At 64.1% G+C, this 16,785-nt stretch carries 19 protein-coding genes and 3 tRNA genes; 12 read left to right on the top strand and 10 right to left on the bottom strand.

The genetic code is table 11. From position 1 onward, the window contains the following. The first annotated feature begins 17 nt into the window (after positions 1–17). From ACLI1P_RS10575 to ACLI1P_RS10560, 4 genes are read left to right on the top strand one after another with little or no spacing between them, the layout of a single operon-like run. The gene (locus tag ACLI1P_RS10575) at positions 18–1,007 is read left to right on the top strand and encodes a substrate-binding domain-containing protein (RefSeq protein WP_408931000.1); all 990 of its coding nucleotides are present in this window, start codon (positions 18–20) and stop codon (positions 1,005–1,007) included. Continuing rightward, positions 1,004–2,044 (top strand): ABC transporter permease, encoded by a 1,041-nt coding sequence (locus ACLI1P_RS10570; protein ID WP_306508003.1) that lies wholly within the window; start codon positions 1,004–1,006, stop codon positions 2,042–2,044. Before ACLI1P_RS10575 ends, ACLI1P_RS10570 begins: the two co-directional genes overlap by 4 nt. 2 nt (positions 2,045–2,046) lie before the next feature. After that, entirely contained in the window at positions 2,047–2,799 is a 753-nt protein-coding gene (locus ACLI1P_RS10565; protein WP_306508004.1) for an ATP-binding cassette domain-containing protein, read from the top strand. Positions 2,800–2,820: 21 nt separating this feature from the next. Further along, positions 2,821–3,246: a holo-ACP synthase gene (locus ACLI1P_RS10560; protein WP_408930953.1), complete on the top strand. Its 426-nt coding sequence runs from the start codon at positions 2,821–2,823 to the stop codon at positions 3,244–3,246. On the opposite strand, the gene bcp is transcribed toward ACLI1P_RS10560, so the two are convergent. Continuing rightward, on the bottom strand, positions 3,227–3,700 hold the full coding sequence (gene bcp / locus ACLI1P_RS10555; protein ID WP_296133016.1) for a thioredoxin-dependent thiol peroxidase: 474 nt from the start codon (positions 3,698–3,700) through the stop codon (positions 3,227–3,229). The genes ACLI1P_RS10560 and bcp overlap by 20 nt on opposite strands. A 132-nt stretch (positions 3,701–3,832) precedes the next feature. Between bcp and ACLI1P_RS10550 the strand changes: the two genes are divergently transcribed. The 5 genes from ACLI1P_RS10550 to ACLI1P_RS10530 all read left to right on the top strand — a co-directional run bounded on the left by ACLI1P_RS10550 (position 3,833) and on the right by ACLI1P_RS10530 (position 7,885). Next, a complete protein-coding gene (locus ACLI1P_RS10550; RefSeq protein WP_296133015.1) occupies positions 3,833–4,111 on the top strand; it encodes a DUF3618 domain-containing protein in 279 nt (92 codons plus the stop codon). A 249-nt stretch (positions 4,112–4,360) separates the two neighbouring features. After that, positions 4,361–5,509 (top strand): ABC transporter substrate-binding protein, encoded by a 1,149-nt coding sequence (locus ACLI1P_RS10545; protein ID WP_296133042.1) that lies wholly within the window; start codon positions 4,361–4,363, stop codon positions 5,507–5,509. A 2-nt stretch (positions 5,510–5,511) separates the two neighbouring features. Next, positions 5,512–6,618: a FecCD family ABC transporter permease gene (locus tag ACLI1P_RS10540; protein ID WP_296133014.1), complete on the top strand. Its 1,107-nt coding sequence runs from the start codon at positions 5,512–5,514 to the stop codon at positions 6,616–6,618. Further along, positions 6,609–7,370, top strand: coding sequence for an ABC transporter ATP-binding protein (locus ACLI1P_RS10535; protein ID WP_296133013.1), 762 nt, complete (start codon positions 6,609–6,611; stop codon positions 7,368–7,370). The genes ACLI1P_RS10540 and ACLI1P_RS10535 overlap by 10 nt, the downstream gene beginning before the upstream one ends. An 11-nt stretch (positions 7,371–7,381) precedes the next feature. Beyond that, positions 7,382–7,885, top strand: a complete 504-nt coding sequence (locus ACLI1P_RS10530) for a 2'-5' RNA ligase family protein (protein ID WP_408930951.1) — start codon at positions 7,382–7,384, stop codon at positions 7,883–7,885. A gap of 43 nt (positions 7,886–7,928) precedes the next feature. Here ACLI1P_RS10530 and ACLI1P_RS10525 read toward each other — a convergent pair. Next, positions 7,929–8,001 (bottom strand) — tRNA-Lys (locus ACLI1P_RS10525). Positions 8,002–8,341: 340 nt separating this feature from the next. Here ACLI1P_RS10525 and ACLI1P_RS10520 point away from each other — a divergent pair. Continuing rightward, entirely contained in the window at positions 8,342–9,502 is a 1,161-nt protein-coding gene (locus ACLI1P_RS10520; protein ID WP_411708827.1) for a L,D-transpeptidase, read from the top strand. A gap of 8 nt (positions 9,503–9,510) precedes the next feature. Here the strand turns inward: ACLI1P_RS10520 and ACLI1P_RS10515 are convergent, their stop codons facing one another. From ACLI1P_RS10515 to orn, 4 genes are all read right to left on the bottom strand, one after another. Further along, a complete protein-coding gene (locus ACLI1P_RS10515) occupies positions 9,511–10,056 on the bottom strand; it encodes a DNA-3-methyladenine glycosylase (RefSeq protein WP_408930949.1) in 546 nt (181 codons plus the stop codon). A 33-nt stretch (positions 10,057–10,089) separates the two neighbouring features. After that, complete coding sequence (locus ACLI1P_RS10510; RefSeq protein ID WP_411708826.1) at positions 10,090–11,163, bottom strand: HNH endonuclease signature motif containing protein; 1,074 nt, start codon at positions 11,161–11,163, stop codon at positions 10,090–10,092. A gap of 157 nt (positions 11,164–11,320) precedes the next feature. Further along, positions 11,321–11,396: transfer RNA gene (locus tag ACLI1P_RS10505), tRNA-His, on the bottom strand. 51 nt (positions 11,397–11,447) lie between these two features. After that, positions 11,448–12,080: an oligoribonuclease gene (gene orn / locus ACLI1P_RS10500; RefSeq protein ID WP_408930947.1), complete on the bottom strand. Its 633-nt coding sequence runs from the start codon at positions 12,078–12,080 to the stop codon at positions 11,448–11,450. 292 nt (positions 12,081–12,372) lie between these two features. Here orn and ACLI1P_RS10495 point away from each other — a divergent pair, with 292 nt between their 5' ends. Continuing rightward, positions 12,373–13,902 (top strand): alanine/glycine:cation symporter family protein, encoded by a 1,530-nt coding sequence (locus ACLI1P_RS10495; RefSeq protein WP_408930946.1) that lies wholly within the window; start codon positions 12,373–12,375, stop codon positions 13,900–13,902. Here the strand turns inward: ACLI1P_RS10495 and cmrA are convergent, their stop codons facing one another. Then, positions 13,903–14,715, bottom strand: a complete 813-nt coding sequence (gene cmrA / locus ACLI1P_RS10490; RefSeq protein WP_408930945.1) for a mycolate reductase — start codon at positions 14,713–14,715, stop codon at positions 13,903–13,905. It abuts the gene before it with no gap. A 141-nt stretch (positions 14,716–14,856) separates the two neighbouring features. On the opposite strand from cmrA, the gene ACLI1P_RS10485 reads away from it, so the two are divergent. Continuing rightward, on the top strand, positions 14,857–15,042 hold the full coding sequence (locus tag ACLI1P_RS10485; protein WP_408930944.1) for a PspC domain-containing protein: 186 nt from the start codon (positions 14,857–14,859) through the stop codon (positions 15,040–15,042). Between the two features lie 3 nt (positions 15,043–15,045). Here the strand turns inward: ACLI1P_RS10485 and ACLI1P_RS10480 are convergent, their stop codons facing one another. The 3 genes from ACLI1P_RS10480 to ACLI1P_RS10470 form a co-directional block, all read right to left on the bottom strand. Further along, complete coding sequence (locus ACLI1P_RS10480) at positions 15,046–15,681, bottom strand: hypothetical protein (protein ID WP_408930943.1); 636 nt, start codon at positions 15,679–15,681, stop codon at positions 15,046–15,048. Positions 15,682–15,684: 3 nt separating this feature from the next. Beyond that, positions 15,685–15,758 (bottom strand) — tRNA-Arg (locus ACLI1P_RS10475). Between the two features lie 45 nt (positions 15,759–15,803). Continuing rightward, positions 15,804–16,742 (bottom strand): LysR family transcriptional regulator, encoded by a 939-nt coding sequence (locus tag ACLI1P_RS10470; RefSeq protein ID WP_408930942.1) that lies wholly within the window; start codon positions 16,740–16,742, stop codon positions 15,804–15,806. Between the last annotated feature and the right edge of the window lie 43 nt (positions 16,743–16,785).

Genomic DNA, 16,785 nt, shown 5'->3' with positions numbered 1-16,785 from the left:
CCATGCAGGGTGTGAAAATCAACATCAAACCTGCCCTCCCTGTCCTCGCAGTGGCCCTCGCTGCCACGATCGGGGGATGCTCCGCCACCGGCGGTGCACCCCGCCCCACCGCGGAGGGCGAGCTGGCCGGTGGCGTCGACACCGAACGCCTCGTTATCGCCATGGTCTCCCACGGTGCGCCGGGGGACACCTACTGGGACCTCGTGCGCAAGGGTGCGGAGGACGCCGCGCGCAAAGACAACGTCGAGCTGCGCTACTCCTCCGATCCGGAGGCCCCTAACCAGGCCAACCTGGTGCAATCCGCCATCGACTCCGGCGTGGACGGCATTGCTGTGACCATGCCGAATGCGGGCGCCATTGGGCCTGCCGCCCAGAAGGCCGCCGACGCCGGCATCCCCACCGTGGGGCTTAACGCCGGCATGGACGAGTACCAGAAGTACGGCATGAGCGCCTTCTTCGGCCAAGAGGAAAAGGTCGCCGGGGCCAAGGCTGGCGAGCGTCTTGAGGCCGAGGGCGCCCAGCACGCGTTGTGCGTCATCCACGAGCAGGGAAACTCCTCACAGGAGGCGCGCTGCGCCGGCGTGAAGGAGGGGCTTCGCGGCGGGAAGGTGGACATCCTCTACGTCAACGGCAAGGACCTCACCGCCGCGCAGTCCACCATCAACGCCAAGCTGGCGCAGGATAAGTCCATCGATTGGGTCATGGCCCTACAGGCCTCGGTGGCCATGCGCTCGGCCGCCGCGGTGGCCGATGCCGGCTCCGACGCCAAGGTCGCCACCTTCGACACCAACGCCGAGCTTGTCGACGCCATCGCGGACGGCACCATCCAGTGGGCCGTGGACCAACAGCCCTACATGCAGGGCTATCTCGCCGTCGACGCCCTGTGGCTGGCCCACCGCAACGGCTCCACCCTGGGTGGCGGCAGGCCGGTCTACACCGGGCCGTCCTTCGTGGACTCCTCCAACGTCGACGCCATTTCGGAGGCAGCGAAGGAGGGGCTGCGATGAGCGGGGAGGCGTCGACAAGCGCAGGCGATACCCGCCTGACCCGCCGCAGCGGATTCTCCCGCCTCATCCGCCGCCCGGAGCTGGCCAGCTTGCTCGGCGCGGTGGTGATCTTCGCGCTGTTCATGGCGGTCGCCCCCGCTTTTCGCTCCCTGGAGGCCTTCTCCACCGTGCTCTATGCCAGCTCCACGCTGGGAATTGTGGCCCTGGCGGTGGGGCTTCTCATGATTGGTAACGAGTTCGACCTCTCCTCGGGCGTGGCTGTGACCTCGGCCGCGCTCGTGGCCACGATGCTCAATTACAATTTTCACCTCAACTCTTGGGTGGGCGTGGTCTTGTCGCTCGTGACCGCGCTGGCCATCGGGGCGCTGAATGGCGTGCTGGTCACCCGCACCAAGATTGACTCCTTCCTCATCACGCTCGCCGCCTTCCTCATGCTGCAGGGGCTTAACCTGGCGATTACCAAGCTGGTGACCGGCCAGGTGGCCACCCCCACCGTCGCGGATATGGAAGGTTTTCCCTCCGCGCGCGTGGTTTTTGCCGGCACCGTGCACGTGGGATCGCTGAGCATTCGCGCCACGGTGCTGTGGTGGCTCCTGTTCGTGGCACTTGCCTCGTGGGTGCTGTACAAGACGCGCTGGGGCAACTGGATTTTCGCCGTCGGCGGTGACGACGATTCCGCCCGGGCCGTCGGCGTGCCCGTGCGCCGGGTCAAGGTGGCGCTGTTCATGCTCGTTGGCTTCGCCGCGTGGTTCGTAGGCATGCACACGCTCTTCGCCTTCGACTCTATCCAGGCCGGCCAGGGAATTGGCAACGAGTTCCTCTACATCATCGCTGCGGTCATCGGCGGCTGCTCCATGACCGGCGGGCGTGGCACGGCGGTGGGCACCGCCATCGGCGCGCTCATCTTCGGCATGACCAACCAGGGCATCGTGTACGCGGGCTGGAACCCGGATTGGTTCAAGTTCTTCCTCGGTGCCATGCTGCTTTTCGCGGTGCTCACCAACACCTCGGTGGCCAACTTCACGAGGAGGCGATAGGCATGATTGAGCTGCACGAGATTACCCAGACCTTCGGCAACTTCCAGGCCCTGCGCGGCATCAACCTCAGCGTGCGTGAGGGCACTGTCACCTGCGTGCTGGGGGATAACGGCGCGGGCAAGTCCACGCTGATCAAGATTCTTGCGGGGCTGACCCCGCCCACGGGTGGCACCATTACCGTCGATGGGGAAGAGGTGCACTTTGCTAGCCCGCGCGACTCCCTGGATGCCGGCATTGCCACCGTTTACCAGGACTTGGCGCTGGTGCCGTCGCTGTCGGTGTGGCGCAACTTCTTCTTAGGTCAGGAGCTCACCGGCGCCTTGGGCCGCCTGCGGGAGGAGGAGATGAAGAAGATTACGCACGAGCAATTGTCCAGCATGGGCATTGTGCTTGGCGACGTCTCCGTAGAACTCTCCGCCCTCTCCGGCGGCCAGCGCCAGGTGGTCGCCATCGCGCGCGCCATCTACTTCGGGGCGCGCTACATCATCCTGGACGAGCCCACCGCCGCCCTCGGCGTGAAGCAGTCCGGCATGGTGCTGCGCTTTATCGACGCCGCCCGCGAGCGCGGGATGGGCGTGGTGTTCATTACGCACAACCCGCAGCACGCGTACCTGGTGGGGGACCACTTCGTGGTGCTGACGGTGGGCGAGGCGACTGTCGACGCCGCCAAGGAGGACGTCACCCTGCCAGAGCTGACCCAGTGGATGGCAGGCGGCGACGAGCTGGAGGAGCTCAAGCAGGAGCTGGCGCGGTAGGCGGCGGTAGGATTAGGCCCCATGAGTGGCATAAGCGTGGGCACCGACCTAGTGCACATTCCGTCCTTTGCCCAGCAGCTGGCCACCCCAGGCACGCGCTTTGAGCAGGTCTTTAGCGCCTCCGAGCTGCGCGTGGCCCAGGCTCGCGGATTAGACGGTCAGGCCCGAGCGCGGCACCTAGCCGGGCGCTGGGCGGCCAAAGAGGCCTTCATCAAAGCTTGGTCGCAGGCGCTGTATGGCAGCGCGCCGGTGGTGGGCGAGGAGGACGTCGACTGGGCAGAGATCGAAGTCCAGCCCGATGGGTGGGGGCGCGTGGCCCTCACGCTGCGCGGGGACATAGCGCGCGGTGCTGAGCGCTCGCTGGGGGAGTATTCCACCGCGCTATCAATCAGCCACGACGGCGACTACGCCACCGCCACGGTCATTCTTACTTGTCGAGAGCTTTGAGCACGCGGGCCACGTGGCCGGTGGCCTTGACGTTGTACATGGCCTGGCCAATCGTGCCATCGGCCTCCACGAGGAACGTGGAGCGGATAACGCCCTGGACCACCTTGCCGTAATTCTTCTTCTCACCAAAGGCGCCGTAGGCCGTCATGACTTCCTTGTCGGGGTCCGACAGCAGCGGGAAGTTCAACTCGTGGTCCGCGCGGAATTTCGCCAGGGCCTCCGGCTTATCCGGAGAGATGCCCACCACGGCGATGTCCATGCCGTTGAGCTGCTCCAGGCTATCGCGGAAGTCGCACGCCTCCTTCGTGCAGCCAGGGGTATTGGCGCGCGGGTAGAAGTAGACCACGACGCGCTGGCCGGCGTAGTCGCTCAGGCTTACGGTGTTGCCGGCATCGTCGCTCAAGGAAAAGGACGGTGCGGAATCTCCCACGGAAAGTCGTTGTGCTTCAGTCATGCTCCCCACCCTACCGTGTGCTCCGGACACGGTAGGTCGCCTTCGCACGGGTGGACATGCGGTGAAGGTGAAGGTCAATGTAGAATGTCGGCGTTAGAGCAAAAACGAAGTCAAAAATCTCAGGAGATATACGTGGCACGCAACATTGATGACATCCAGCGCGACATCGAGCGCACCCGCCGCCAGCTGGCTAGCACCCTGGATGAGCTGGCTGACCGTAGCAAGCCGCAGAACTTCGTGGACGACGCCAAAGGTGCCGCCACCGATAAGCTGCAGGACCGCAACGTGCAGATGGCGCTCGCCGGCGTGGGCGCTGCCGTGGTGGGCCTCATCGCCTTCTCCGTCTTCCGCTCCAAGCGCCGCAAGTCCGACATCAAGGAGCTGCAGCGCCTGCTGGCTGAGCGCCGCTAGGACACCGCGCGCCGGCACGACGCCGCGCACGCACCACCCTGCCTGGGGACTTGTCCCAGGGCAGGGTTCTTTTTGTGTCTTGGGTCATCTGGAGAATTATTGCCTAGCCTATAGAGACTTTGGGTAGCCTTACCTGATTGTGTAGGATGAACCTCCGAACAGAACATCAAACGAAAGTCTGAAGGAGAATTCGTGCTTCACGTGTTGACACCCGGGCCGCGTGCCGGGCGAGTAGTAGGGGCGAGCGTCATGGTGGCGGCACTGGCCGCCGCGCTGGCAAGCTGCGCCTCCAGCAACGACGGTGCCGACGCCGGTGACGATGCGGCCACGGGTACCGAAGGTGCCGTGAGCTTCACAGACCTGGCCGGCCGCCAGGTGGAGCTGGACCACGCACCCGAGCGCGTCATCCTGGGCGAGGGGCGCAGTGTCTTCGCCACCGGCGTCCTCAACAAGGAAGACCCGCTGGACAAGGTCGTGGCTATCGGCTCGGACCTCAAGCAAACCGTCCCGGACTACTACCGCGAGCTGGAAAAGTCCGTTCCCAAGGTCAACGAGCTGCCTGAAATCGGCGGCTTCACCAAGGGCGACGTCAGCGTGGAGGAGCTGATTAGCCTCGACCCGGACCTCATCGTGCTCTCCATGGACCAGTACGAGGCCTCCCAGACTGCCGGGCTCACCGACAAGCTGGACCAGGCCGGTCTCGACTACGCCGTCACGGACTTCCGCGCCAAGCCGCTGGAGAGCACCGCCCCCACCATGGAAATCTTCGCCGATATCTTCGGCCACGAAGAGCGCGCCGACGAGTTCATCGCCGACTGGCAGAAGACTGTGGACCTGGTGAGCGAGCGCGCCCAGAAGGCGCACGACAAGCCCACCGCCTTCGTGTGGCGCGCCGCGGGAGTCTCCGACTGCTGCGGCTCGTGGAACGACTCCAACATCTCCGAGCTGGTCAACGTCGCCGGCGGCTCGAACCTGGCCGACGGCATCATCGACGGCGAATCCGGGGCCCTGACCCCGGAAAAGGTCATCGACGCTGATCCCGACATGATCATCGCCACCGGCGGCGACTGGTCCGCCAAGGTCGATAGCTCGAAGGGACACACTGGCTTCGCGGCCGCCGGCTACGGCATCAGCGACAAGGACGCTCACGACAGCGCCGCCACGCTGGCCAGCGTCCAGCCCGGCTTCGAGGACCTCACCGCCGTCAAGGAACACAACCTCCACGGCCTGTGGCACCAGTTCTACAACTCGCCCTTCAACTACCTGGCACTCCTCCAGATCGCCGCGTGGCTCCACCCGGAGGACTACGCAGACATCGACGTCCAGCAAGAGTGGGCCGATGCCCAAGAGAAGTACTCGCCCGTCCCCGGCGACGGAACCTTCTTTAGCACCAACTAGTTATGAGCATTTCTACGACCACCGCACGCCCGGTTCGCGCTGAGAGCACCACCGATCCCGTGGCCGCCGCCGCGGCGCTTGCCCGCGAGCATTCCCGCGTAACCCGCCGCCGCATTGCCATCGTTGCCGGCCTTATCCTCGTCGCACTCGCCGCCTTCGTCGTCAGCGTCATCGTCGGCGCCATCAACCTCACCCCGGCCGAGGTGCTGCGGGGGATGGTGGACCCAGGGGGCGTCGACAAGCAAACGCGTACCGTCCTGTGGAGCCTGCGCCTGCCCATGGCCGTCATGGCGCTGCTCATCGGGGCCAGCCTGTCGCTCGCCGGCGCGCAGATGCAGACCATCCTGGATAACCCCCTGGCAGAGCCCTTTACCCTCGGCATCTCCGCCGCTGCGGCCTTCGGCGGGGCCAGTGCCATCGTGCTGCGCTGGCAGCTTCTGGCCCAGCCGCAGTTTAACCTCGCGCTTATCGCGTGGCTGTCCGCTGCGGTAGCCACGGCCATCATCGTCGTCGCCGCCGTCATCCGCGGTGCGAAGTCCGAAACGATGGTGCTGCTCGGCATCGGCCTCGTCTTCTTCTTCCAGGCCATGCTCGCACTCATCCAGTACCGCTCCTCCAGCGAGGCGCTCCAGCAAATCGTCTTCTGGTCCATGGGCTCACTCACCCGCGCCAGCTGGCAGGCCAACGCCGTATTAGCGGGGGTGCTCGTGGTGGCGCTGCCCATCCTGGGAGCGCTGTCGTGGCGGCTGACGGCGCTGCGGCTTGGCGACGCCCGCGCCACCGCCCTCGGCATCAACACCTCCCGCCTGCGGGTCATCGTGCTCGTCGTGGTCTCGCTCGTCGCGGCCACCACCGTGGCTTTCGCCGGCATCATCGGCTTCATCGGCCTCGTCGGCCCGCACATCGCGCGCATGCTGGTGGGCGAGGATCAGCGCTACTTCGTGCCTGCCTCCATGGCTGCGGGCGCGGCGGTGATGTGCGCCGCCCACGCTCTCAGCCTCGTGATTAAGCCGGGGCTGGTCATCCCCATCGGCATCGTCACCTCGCTGCTGGGCGTGCCGTTCTTCATCGCCATCGTCATGACCCGGAGGAGGGCATTGTGGACGTAGAACTCACCATCTCCGAACTGTCTGCCGGCTATGGCTCGCACACGGTGGTGGACGGGCTGAGCCTTCCCACCCTGCGCGGCGGGCAGGTGGTGGGGCTGCTGGGGCCGAACGCGTCCGGCAAGACCACCACCATCAAGACGCTGGCCGGCGTGCACCGCGCGCGGGGTGGGGCGGTGGATTTCCGCGTCGACGGCCAGGCCCCGCGTGGACAGCGGCGCCGTCAGCTCGTCGGCTACGTGCCGCAGGGCCTGCCGCACACCGCGGCGCTGCGGGCGTTTGAGACGGTGCTCATTGCGGCGCGTCGGGAAGCGTGCGACGACCCGGTCGCGCGCACCGCCGAGGTCCTGCACTCCATGGGGCTCGACGAGATTGCGCAGCGCTATCTCAACGAGCTCTCCGGCGGCCAGCGCCAGCTCGTCGCCGTGGCGCAGATGCTGGTGGGCACCCCTGGGCTCATGCTTCTCGACGAACCCACCTCCGCCCTCGACCTGCACCGCCAGCTCTTTGTCTTGGGCCGCGTGCGGGCAAAGGCGCGGGAGGAAGGCAGCCTCGCGCTGGTGGCTATACATGACATCAACCTGGCTGCACGCATGTGTGACCAGCTCGTCGTGCTCCACGGCGGCAGCGTCCGCGCGCACGGCACGCCGGGGGAGGTGCTCACGGAGGAACTCCTGCGTGAGGTCTACGGCGTGGAGGCGGACGTGCTGGACCACCGCGGTCAGCCTGTCGTGGCGCTGCGCGAGGTTAGTTAGACTCGGGCCATGTGAGCCGACAATCGCCCGAGAACCTCCTGCTGTACCTCACGCCGGAGGATGAAGAGACCATCCGGGAGGTCTATGCTGCCCTGGCGGAGCGCGGTTTTCCGGTGCAGCACCAGCGCCCGCATATTACGGTGACGTTTGCGCCGGCGCTCGACGTGAAAGTAGTCGACCTTGCCCGCGAGCTGCTGCCGCCGCTTCTGCCCGCGACCTTTCGCCGTGTGGGCACGGTGGTCTTTGGTACCAAGAGTAAGCAGACCGTGGCGTGGCTCCTAGAAACCACAGATGAGCTGGAAACCGCTGCGCGCCGGATAAGTGCCGCCAACCCGGAGGGGAGGGGTCCGCGATGGACGCCGCACCTGACGATGGGGCTGCGGTTGCCGCGGGCCATGATGCCCGACTACATGCGGGCCCTCGACGACATTTCCACCTTCCGGCACAAGGAGTTCTCGGCGCCGCAGGCCGCGTGGTGGCGTCCGAAGACGCAGCAACTCGAAATCCTGGGTTAGGATCGACGAAACCCCTCACCTTGACAGGTGAGGGGTGATATTGTGCGCCATCAGGGACTTGAACCCCGAACCCACTGATTAAGAGTCAGTTGCTCTGCCAATTGAGCTAATGGCGCATTCGTTGTCGTACTAGCTGCTGATTTTCTCAGCGCCTGCCGTGCAACGAGAAGTAACTTTAACACCCTGTGTGGAAAAAGGTAAAATCGCCTGGTGAATGCGCGTTTTCGGGGTATTTGGGCGAAGGGTTGGTGGGGTGTCCGTGCCGCCGGCGATAACGAATCGGTTAAAGCCTGCGATGTTGGTGGTGTCAACTGGTTTCGATGGTGTTGCGCGGGCTAGTCTTAGAGCACTGTCTTGACAACCTTCGTTCAACTCTAACTAGGGGTTTGTGTGCAATCCTTTTTCCCTTCTGCACGTCCCGCAGTAACTCTCTCTCTGCTGGCCCTGCTGACTTCTATGACCACCGCGTGCACCATTGGTGCTTCCGAGGGGCAGGAAGGAGGTGCCCAGCCCGACGCGTCGGTGGAGGCGAGTGCGTCGGCAAGCGCGGCGGCTGAAAAGGCCAAGAAGGCCGAAGAACTGAAGTTCTCCGTGAAGGACGGCGCCAAGGACGTCGACCCCTCCGAGCCCATCAAGGTGACCTCCACCGCGGGCCTCAAGGACGTCACGATGACGAACGAGGTCGGCACCGTGGTGCAGGAAAAGCTATCCGACGACGAAAAGACGTGGACCACGGCCGAGGAGTTGGGCTACAACCACACCTACACCATCGACGCCACTGACAAAGACGGCGTTCACAAGACCATGACCTTCTCGACGCCGCAGGCCGCTGCCGTGTCGGATGTCGCGCTGTCCCCGCTGCCGGGCTCCGAGGTAGGCGTGGGCCAGGTGATTGGCGTGCGTTTTGGCAACTACGTCACCGACCGCAAAGCGGCCGAAGAAGCCATCACGGTGAAGACGGAGCCGGCCGTGGAGGGCGCGTTCTACTGGGTCAACAACCAGGAGGTGCGCTGGCGCCCGAAGGACTTCTGGCAGCCGGGAACCAAGGTTAGCGTCGACGTGGACCTGTACGGGCGCGACCTGGGCGGCGGAGCCTACGGCGGCGAGGACGCCTCGACGAACTTCACGGTTGGTGAGCGCGTCATTGCGCTGATTGATAACAACACCAAGATGATGTCGGTGTTTAAGAACGGCGAGGTGCTGCGCCGCGTGCCGGTGTCCATGGGCACCGACGGCAAGTGGGATACCCCGAACGGCACCTACGTGATCGGCGATGAGTACCCCACCCTGACGATGGACTCCACGACCTTCGGCCTGTCGCTAGCAGCCGGCGGCTACCGGACCAACGTCAACTGGGCCACCCAGATGTCCTACTCCGGCATTTACGTTCACTCGGCGCCGTGGGCGGCGGGCGCGCTGGGCAGCTACAACCAGTCCCACGGCTGCATCAACGTCATGCCTGAGGTGGCTGAGTGGTTCCAGAACACCGTCAAGCGCGGCGACGTGGTCAAGGTGTCCAACACTGGTGGCGAGACGCTCAACCCGCTGGATGGCTTGGGCGATTGGAACATGGACTGGGCCACCTGGTCTGCGGGCAACGCCACGGCTAACCAGTAAGGATTTGCTTAGGCGGGAAGGCCGCGGCGCCGGGAGACGGATTTGTCGAAGGGGATCCAGAACCGGAGAGGGGCCTGGGCGTTCTTCGAGATGCCAATCCGCGGGCCTTGGACCCAGCGGGGCTCTGTCTGGCGCTCGATGAGCTGAATGGGGCTGCCGTTGTCCGCCAGCGTAAATCCCAACGCCTGTCCCAGGTTGCCCGGCCCGCGGGCGAGGTTGTGGAAGTCGGTCTCACCGCGGCGGGCGTAGGCCTTGTCGACGCCGTCGATCACCTCGCCCGCGCGCAGCAAGCAACCCTGACCGGTTCCTTCGGGCGCGCAGACGATGTTGCCGTTCCGGTGGATGCCGTAGGAGGCATAGACGTAGAGATGCCCGGGAGGGCCGAACATGGCCGCGTTGCGCGGGGTGCGCCCGGAAAAGGTATGGGAGGCGGCGTCGCGCTCTCCGAGGTAGGCCTCGACCTCAGTAAGCCGCACTGACACCCCGTTGTGGCTAAGCACCGCGCCGAGCAGCTGCGGGGCTACCACCTCGGCAGAGGCTGAGAAATCAATCATTGCCGCAGTGTAGCGCGATCACCGAATTCCCCGTCAACCTGGTGTGGTTGGCGGGTTTCGTTGTGGCTCTGCGCAGGCGCTTAGCCTGCGCCTGGTGGTTGTTCTGCGGTTAGTCTGGCGAGGGCTTGTTGGTATTCGGGTGTGGCGGTGATTGGTGCTCCCCAGGGTGGGATGTATCCGATGCCGCCGGGCATTCTGAATACGTAGCCTCTTCCTGTGGGTTTGGTTGGGGTCGTCGTCGTTGATGCCGTTGTGATAGGCGCACAGGAAGGTCAGGTTCTTGATGTTGGTAAGCCCGCCTGCTTGCCAGGGGATGATGTGGTGGACCTGGCAGTAGTCAGCCGGCTTGTTACAGCCTGGTCTGGAACAGGTTTGGGTTTCGGCGCACAGGGTGAGGCGTTGTTTCCAGTTTGCGTGGCGTTCAACTCGGTAGGAGTTGATGGGTCCTTCTACTGGGTGGGTAATGGTGGCGTAGCCAATCTCTGCAAACTTGTGGGTGAGGAATTCCGCCCCGGTCATGCGCGCCCCATTGGTGAGTTGCAACTCAATCTCGTCGCCGTCTCCGTTGACAATTTGGTCGAGTTCGTTAAGGGTGACGACGACCTGGGCGTGCACGGCAGGCCTAGTACCGGTGTTACCACCCAGGATGACGGTTTTCGCGGCATCAAGCAGGTTGGTGGGGTTGACGGATTCGAGGGTGCCGCGGATATCGGCGATGACGGTGGGTGTGTCGGTGATGGTGACGGAGTTGGGGCCTTGCTTGCGGTAGGTGAACCGTACCCCGGGTTTGTGTTCGTGTTTCTCTTTAAGTTCTTTGAGGCGTTTTACGGCGACTTCGCGGATTTTGTGGGCTGGTGTGGCGGCCAGGCGTGCGCGGAGGTTCCAGGCGTCGAGTTCTTTCTTTACCCGAGAGGCGTAGGACTCAATCAGGGTGAGGATGCTCAGCCCGTGGGCGTTGTTTTGGGCGGCGGTGCGGGCTTTGCGTTGTTTTCCGGTGAAGCGAGTGGGGCCGAAGTAGATGCGGTGCAGGCGGGCAAGCTCGGCGGCATCACTGGCGTCGGCGCCGAGCGCGCGGAGTTTCTCGGGTGAGCTGGATGCTTTCTCCACTAGCGTCATCCCCGAGTTGCGGTAGTGGAAGTAGGTTTCTAATACCCCCGTGACCACAGAGACTAAAGCAGGGTGAGACACCCCCGCAACCGGAGCAGCAAAAAGCACACGCCGCGCGGCTGGAACATGTCCAAGCTGCGCGGCGTGTGCGTGACTTTGGGGTGGCTGACGGGACTCGAACCCGCGACACCCAGGATCACAACCTGGTGCTCTACCAGCTGAACTACAGCCACCATTGTTGCCTTGAAAAGCAACGAGATACAGGTTAACTCACGCGCTGGGAATTACAAAAACGCCTGGTAGTCGGCGGTAGTGGTGGACTTGAGCTCCTCTGCTTCTTTGGAGGTGGGACCGTTGTCGGTGCGGAATACGCTGCGGCGGTAGAAATCGAGCTCCCGGATGGACTCGATGATGTCTTGCAGCGCGCGGTGCGCCATGCCCTTGTCGGGTTGGTTGAAGTATGCGCGCGGGTGCCAGCGGCGCGCCAGCTCCTTGATGGTGGAGACGTCAATCATGCGGTAGTGCAGTGCGGCATCCAGGCGGGGCATGTAGGCGCGGATAAACGTGCGGTCGGTGGCGATGGAGTTACCGGCAAGGGGGGCGGGATGATTTGGGTCGCAGTGCTTCTGCAGGAGCTTAAGTACTGCGTCCTCCGCTTCCTCAATGGTGGTCGAAGACTGGCGGATTTCTTTGTCCAGGCCGGACTTCGCGTGCATGGCGGTGACGAAGTCATCCATCTCCCCGAGCTGCTCCTCAGAGGCGTGGACAACGAGATCGAGTCCTTCATCGAGGATGTTGAGCTCGGCGTCGGTGACCACTGCGGCGACCTCGACGATGACATGTCGGTCGGGCTCGAGGCCTGTCATCTCCAGGTCGATCCAGACAAGGCGGTCGTTCTTGGCGGGAATTTCACTCATGCACTCCACCATAGTTTCCCTGCAGTTCTCACCGGACGCCGCGGTGGCCGGGGGTAGGCGAGGGGGTGCGCGAACGACGCCGAATCTTTTGTACGACCAATTTTAGGAAGAAAAGATTTGGCTGCGGAGATCTGGTGTGAGCTGGTGGTTTGGGGAGGCGTCGGCAAGCGCGGCGTCCGCGTGTGGAAGATTGATTGGGATTACCGTCACATAACCGGGTTGAGATGCGCCACAATTGATTCAGTCCGCATAGTGACGGCACTCACATTCAAAGAAGGATGGTCACCCACCCATGTCAGGCTTTCTCGACACACTTAACTCCATAATTTGGTCACCAGCGCTGGTCTTCCTCTGCCTGGCCGCCGGCGTCTACTTCACCCTCGTGACCAAGTTCCTGCAGGTCCGGTGCATCCCGGACATGATCAAGCAAATCAAGGACGGCGAAAGTTCGGACGCTGGCGTGTCCTCCTTCCAGTCCCTGATGATTTCCCTGGCCGGCCGCGTGGGCGTGGGCAACATTTCTGGTGTGGCCACCGCCATCGCGTTCGGCGGCCCGGGCGCGGTGTTCTGGATGTGGGCGGTGGCCCTTTTGGGGTCCGCCACGTCGTTTGTGGAATGTACCTTAGCGCAGGTGTACAAGGAGAAGGACCAGGACACCGGCGAGTACCGCGGTGGCCCGGCCTACTACATCGAGAAGGCCTATAAGCACACCAAGGCCGGCCCCTTCATGCTGGTCTACGGCATCGTCTTTGCCATCGCTATGATTCTGGCCACGAGTTACTTCCTCCCCGGTATCCAGGCCAACGGTGTGGCTGCGGCGGTGGACAACGCGTGGGGTATCAGCGTGGGGTGGTCTGCCGTCGTCCTGGCGGGCGTGCTGGCCATCATCATTGTCGGCGGCGTGAAGCGCATTGCCAACTTTGCCTCCCTGGTTGTGCCGTTTATGGCAGGCGCGTACATCCTGTTCGCCATCATCATCCTCTGCGTGAACTTCAGCCAGATTCCGGAGGTCTTCGGCATGATCTTTAAGTCCGCGTTCGGCGCGGAGCAGGCGTTCTCCGGACTGCTGGGCTCTGCCATCATGTGGGGTGTCAAGCGCGGCATCTACTCCAACGAGGCCGGTCAGGGTACCGGCCCGCAGTCCGCGGCGGCTGCGGAGGTGTCCCACCCGGCCAAGCAGGGCTTTGTGCAGGCGTTTGCGGTGTATGTGGACACCCTCTTCGTGTGCTCCGCTACCGCGTTCATCATTATCTCCACCGACATGTACAAGGTCTTTGAAGGCGAGTCCGAGGACGGTGCCGTGCGCTACGCAGGCGCGCTTCCCGACGGCGTCGCGGTCGGCCCCGGCTTTGTCCAGCACGGCCTCGACACCCTGTTGGCCGGTTTCGGCCCGAGCTTCATTGCTATCGCCATCGCGTTCTTCGCCTTCACCACGGTGCTGGCGTACTACTACATGGCGGAGGTCAACCTGACCTACTTCAACCGCTGGATCAAGAACAAGGCCGCGCGCCGCGCGCTGGTGTGGCTTTTGCGCATCCTCTTGGTGGCCTCCGTCGTCATTGGCGCGACGACCACTCCGGGTGCTGCCTGGGCGCTGGGCGATATCGGCGTGGGCGCTACCGCGTGGCTTAACATCATCGCCATCCTTTTCCTCCAGGTCCCGGCGCTCAAGTGCCTCAAGGACTACAGCGAGCAGAAGAAGGCCGGCAAGGACCCGCAGTTCGACCCGGAGGCGCTGGGCATCCAGAACGCCGAGTTTTGGGTGGAGCGCAAGCTCGCGCGCCAGGAGGCCGCGCAGAAGGCCGTCGCCCGCGAGCAATAGCTAGGCCATCTTGGAGTAGAAGCTTCCGATCAGCGGCGCGGCGATGGGGGTGGGCACAATCTTGCCCAGGGTGTTCATTGCCTTGGACAGGGGTCCGGGAACCACGCGGCGCTGGTTGCGGGCCATGGCCTCGAGGGTCTCTTGAGAGCAGGACTCGTAGGTGGTCCACAGGAAGTCCGGTACCACCTTATCCACGATGGACTGCTCTTCTTCCGGGATGACGGCATCGCGCACCGGGCCGGGAGCAAGCAGCGTGCAGGTCACGCCGGAGCCCTTGAGCTCGTAGTGCAGGGCCTCCGTGAACGCGTTGACGCCCGCCTTGGTGAAGACGTAGGTGGCGTTGTTCGGAATCGACACGTTGCCCGCGGCAGAACCAACGTTGCAGATGGCGCCGCTGCGGCGCGTCAGCATCTGCTCTAGTGCCGCGCGGGTCAGCCGGTGCACGGCCTTCGCATTGAGGTCGAACTGGCGGGTCTCGTAGTCCCAGTCTTGGTCCATGAAGGCGCCGAAGCTAGCGATTCCGGCGGAGTTGACGATGATGGAGATCTCCTTGGTGGACATGAATTCGATGACCCGGGAGACGTCGGCAGTCTCGGACAGGTCCGCGGCCAGCGCGATGGCATCCACCTCGTGCTGCGCGCGCAGCTCGGCGACGATGGACTCGAGTACCTCCTGCCGGCGGGCGACGAGGATGACGTTGTAGCCACGCGCAGCCAAGTCGCGGGCCATTGCGGCGCCGATGCCCTGGCTGGCGCCGGTAAGCAGCGCGTAGGAGGTGCGGGTGGGGGCGGGCAGCCCGGGGGAGTGAGCCATGGTGTCAGGCGTCCTTTCTGTCATAGGGAGGTTTCCACCCAGCGTAGAGCACGAGTGGAAAGAAACTCGGGGAAACATAGGGGTAAACACTGATGCTTTCGCCGCCAGGGTTCTGAATAATAGGTGGTGAAAGGAGACAACATGAACAACCAGCGACTGACCCGTTCCACTACTGACACGATGATCGGAGGTGTCTGCGGCGGAATCGCGGAGACCTACGACCTTGACCCCACCTTGGTGCGCATCCTTTTCGTGGTTGCCACCCTGCTGGGCTTTTCCGGCATTCTGCTGTATCTGATCCTCTGGGTCGTTATCCCAGTGGCCTAAACGCTACTGCAGCGGCCCTAGCTCCATGAAGTCCTTCCACGTGCGCCATTCGTCTTGGAGGCGGGGGAGGGCGTCGGCAGGCGTTGCAGTGCCGTGAATGAGTGCGGCGTCCTGCATGCGCACGCCGTAATCGAAGAACAGGGCCGCGTGCCCGGACGCGCCGTAGCGCAGCACCGGCACCAGGTTGAGACCGTCGAAGGAAAGCCGGGCGTTCGGCCGCACGTCGAGCCCCGCGATGGCCGCCAGCGTCGGCGCGATATCCATGGGGGAGACGAGCTCACGCGAGGTGCCTTCCTCGGCCACCCCTGGCCACCACACGGACATCGGGGCCGGCTCGCCCAACAGCGAGCACACCGCGACGACGCCGGACAGGGTCTCGAGCGCGGCTGGGTCTGGCTGCTCTAGGAGCCGGAACACGCGCGCGGACTCGCTGTGGCGCGCGTCTTCCCGCACCTCGAAGCCGGCTTCCGCGAACACATCCGTGATGCGGGTGGTGGCGCCGCGCTGCGGGTACTGGCCGGTGAGCACCCCGCGGCGCGAGGACGCATAGCTTTCCGACGGCGCCCAGGCGTTAGCAAAGCGCACCCCGCGCAGCGCTGCTGCCGGGGCGTGCTCAAACGTGGCTAACGTGATGTCCATACGTGCCCCCAGCAGGACTCGAACCCGCGACACATGGGGTAGAAACCCACTGCTCTAATCCGCTGAGCTATGGAGGCGTACCGAGTCATCATAGCTCACAGGTGGCAGCCGCCTCGAAACGCCTAGATGTGCGCGAGTGGGGTACTGGCCGCGGCGCTGTCGGTGTTCAAGAGTACGTCCACAAACGTGCTGGCCGCCGGGGATAGGGCGTGATCCGCGCGGTGGATGAGCAAGGCCTGCACCGTCGGAAGCGGTTCCTGGACGCGGCGGAAGTGAACGCCGGCTTGGCTGAATGTCTGGGCCGTGTAGGGCATGAGGCTGATGCCGAAGTCCCCGGCGACGAGGGGGAGTGCGGTCTGGAGCGAGGAGACCTCTTGCGTTGAGGTGGGCGCGTACCCGGGATTGGTGGACCACAGGCGCTCGAGGGCATCCGGTAGAGTGCGCAGCTCATGGACCTGCGGCGGCAGCAGCCACGTCTCCTGGGTGAGCGCGGTGAGGCTGAGCGGTTCGGGAAGGTGCGCCAGGCGCTCCGGGAGTGCCACGCACAAGTCGATGTCACAGACGCGGTGGATGGATACCCGGTCGTTGTAACGGTGTGCGAAGGCGGCTGCGTCCGTGGTGAGCACGATGCCGATTTCGACGGAGCCGTCGGTGACGCGGCTGAGCGTGGATGAGGCGTCTAAGTCATTTAAGGAAATGCTTACCTCTGGTGCCTGCATCCGCATGCGACGCAGCGCTTCCGGCATGAACAGCCAGGTGAACTCCGGGGCGCAGGAGACCGTGACGGAGCCGGCGGTGCCGGCCGCCATCTCCGCCAGGCGCGTCTCCGCCGAGTTGAGCAGGGCGTCGATCGAGGTGGCGATTCCATAGAGGTAGTCACCGGCCTCTGTGGTCTTTACTCCACCGCGACCGCGGGAGAGGAGCTTGACCTTGAGGTGTTCCTCTAGCCTGCGCACGGAAAGGCTGAGTGAAGGCTGTGTTAATTGCAACTGTTCCGCGGCATGCGTAAAGGACCCATGGTCAACGACCGTCCGGAAATACTGCAGCTGGCGGGAGTCCATAAGGGCATATTACCCGATTGCTGAATCTTTGCTGCTATTTAGG

The organism is Corynebacterium tardum (assembly GCF_046717785.1).
Classification (GTDB): Bacteria; Actinomycetota; Actinomycetes; order Mycobacteriales; family Mycobacteriaceae; genus Corynebacterium.
This window is presented reverse-complemented; position numbering and strand designations above follow the sequence as displayed.

Coding starts and splice junctions, on each gene's coding strand:
- orn (WP_408930947.1), bottom strand. CDS start 12,080: ATGAGTGAAATTCCCGCCAAGAACGACCGCCTTGTCTGGATCGACCTG.
- bcp (WP_296133016.1), bottom strand. CDS start 3,700: ATGACTGAAGCACAACGACTTTCCGTGGGAGATTCCGCACCGTCCTTT.
- ACLI1P_RS10485 (WP_408930944.1), top strand. CDS start 14,857: ATGAACAACCAGCGACTGACCCGTTCCACTACTGACACGATGATCGGA.
- ACLI1P_RS10570 (WP_306508003.1), top strand. CDS start 1,004: ATGAGCGGGGAGGCGTCGACAAGCGCAGGCGATACCCGCCTGACCCGC.
- cmrA (WP_408930945.1), bottom strand. CDS start 14,715: ATGGCTCACTCCCCCGGGCTGCCCGCCCCCACCCGCACCTCCTACGCG.
- ACLI1P_RS10495 (WP_408930946.1), top strand. CDS start 12,373: ATGTCAGGCTTTCTCGACACACTTAACTCCATAATTTGGTCACCAGCG.
- ACLI1P_RS10480 (WP_408930943.1), bottom strand. CDS start 15,681: ATGGACATCACGTTAGCCACGTTTGAGCACGCCCCGGCAGCAGCGCTG.
- ACLI1P_RS10545 (WP_296133042.1), top strand. CDS start 4,361: ATGGTGGCGGCACTGGCCGCCGCGCTGGCAAGCTGCGCCTCCAGCAAC.
- ACLI1P_RS10560 (WP_408930953.1), top strand. CDS start 2,821: ATGAGTGGCATAAGCGTGGGCACCGACCTAGTGCACATTCCGTCCTTT.
- ACLI1P_RS10565 (WP_306508004.1), top strand. CDS start 2,047: ATGATTGAGCTGCACGAGATTACCCAGACCTTCGGCAACTTCCAGGCC.
- ACLI1P_RS10540 (WP_296133014.1), top strand. CDS start 5,512: ATGAGCATTTCTACGACCACCGCACGCCCGGTTCGCGCTGAGAGCACC.
- ACLI1P_RS10520 (WP_411708827.1), top strand. CDS start 8,342: ATGACCACCGCGTGCACCATTGGTGCTTCCGAGGGGCAGGAAGGAGGT.
- ACLI1P_RS10515 (WP_408930949.1), bottom strand. CDS start 10,056: ATGATTGATTTCTCAGCCTCTGCCGAGGTGGTAGCCCCGCAGCTGCTC.
- ACLI1P_RS10470 (WP_408930942.1), bottom strand. CDS start 16,742: ATGGACTCCCGCCAGCTGCAGTATTTCCGGACGGTCGTTGACCATGGG.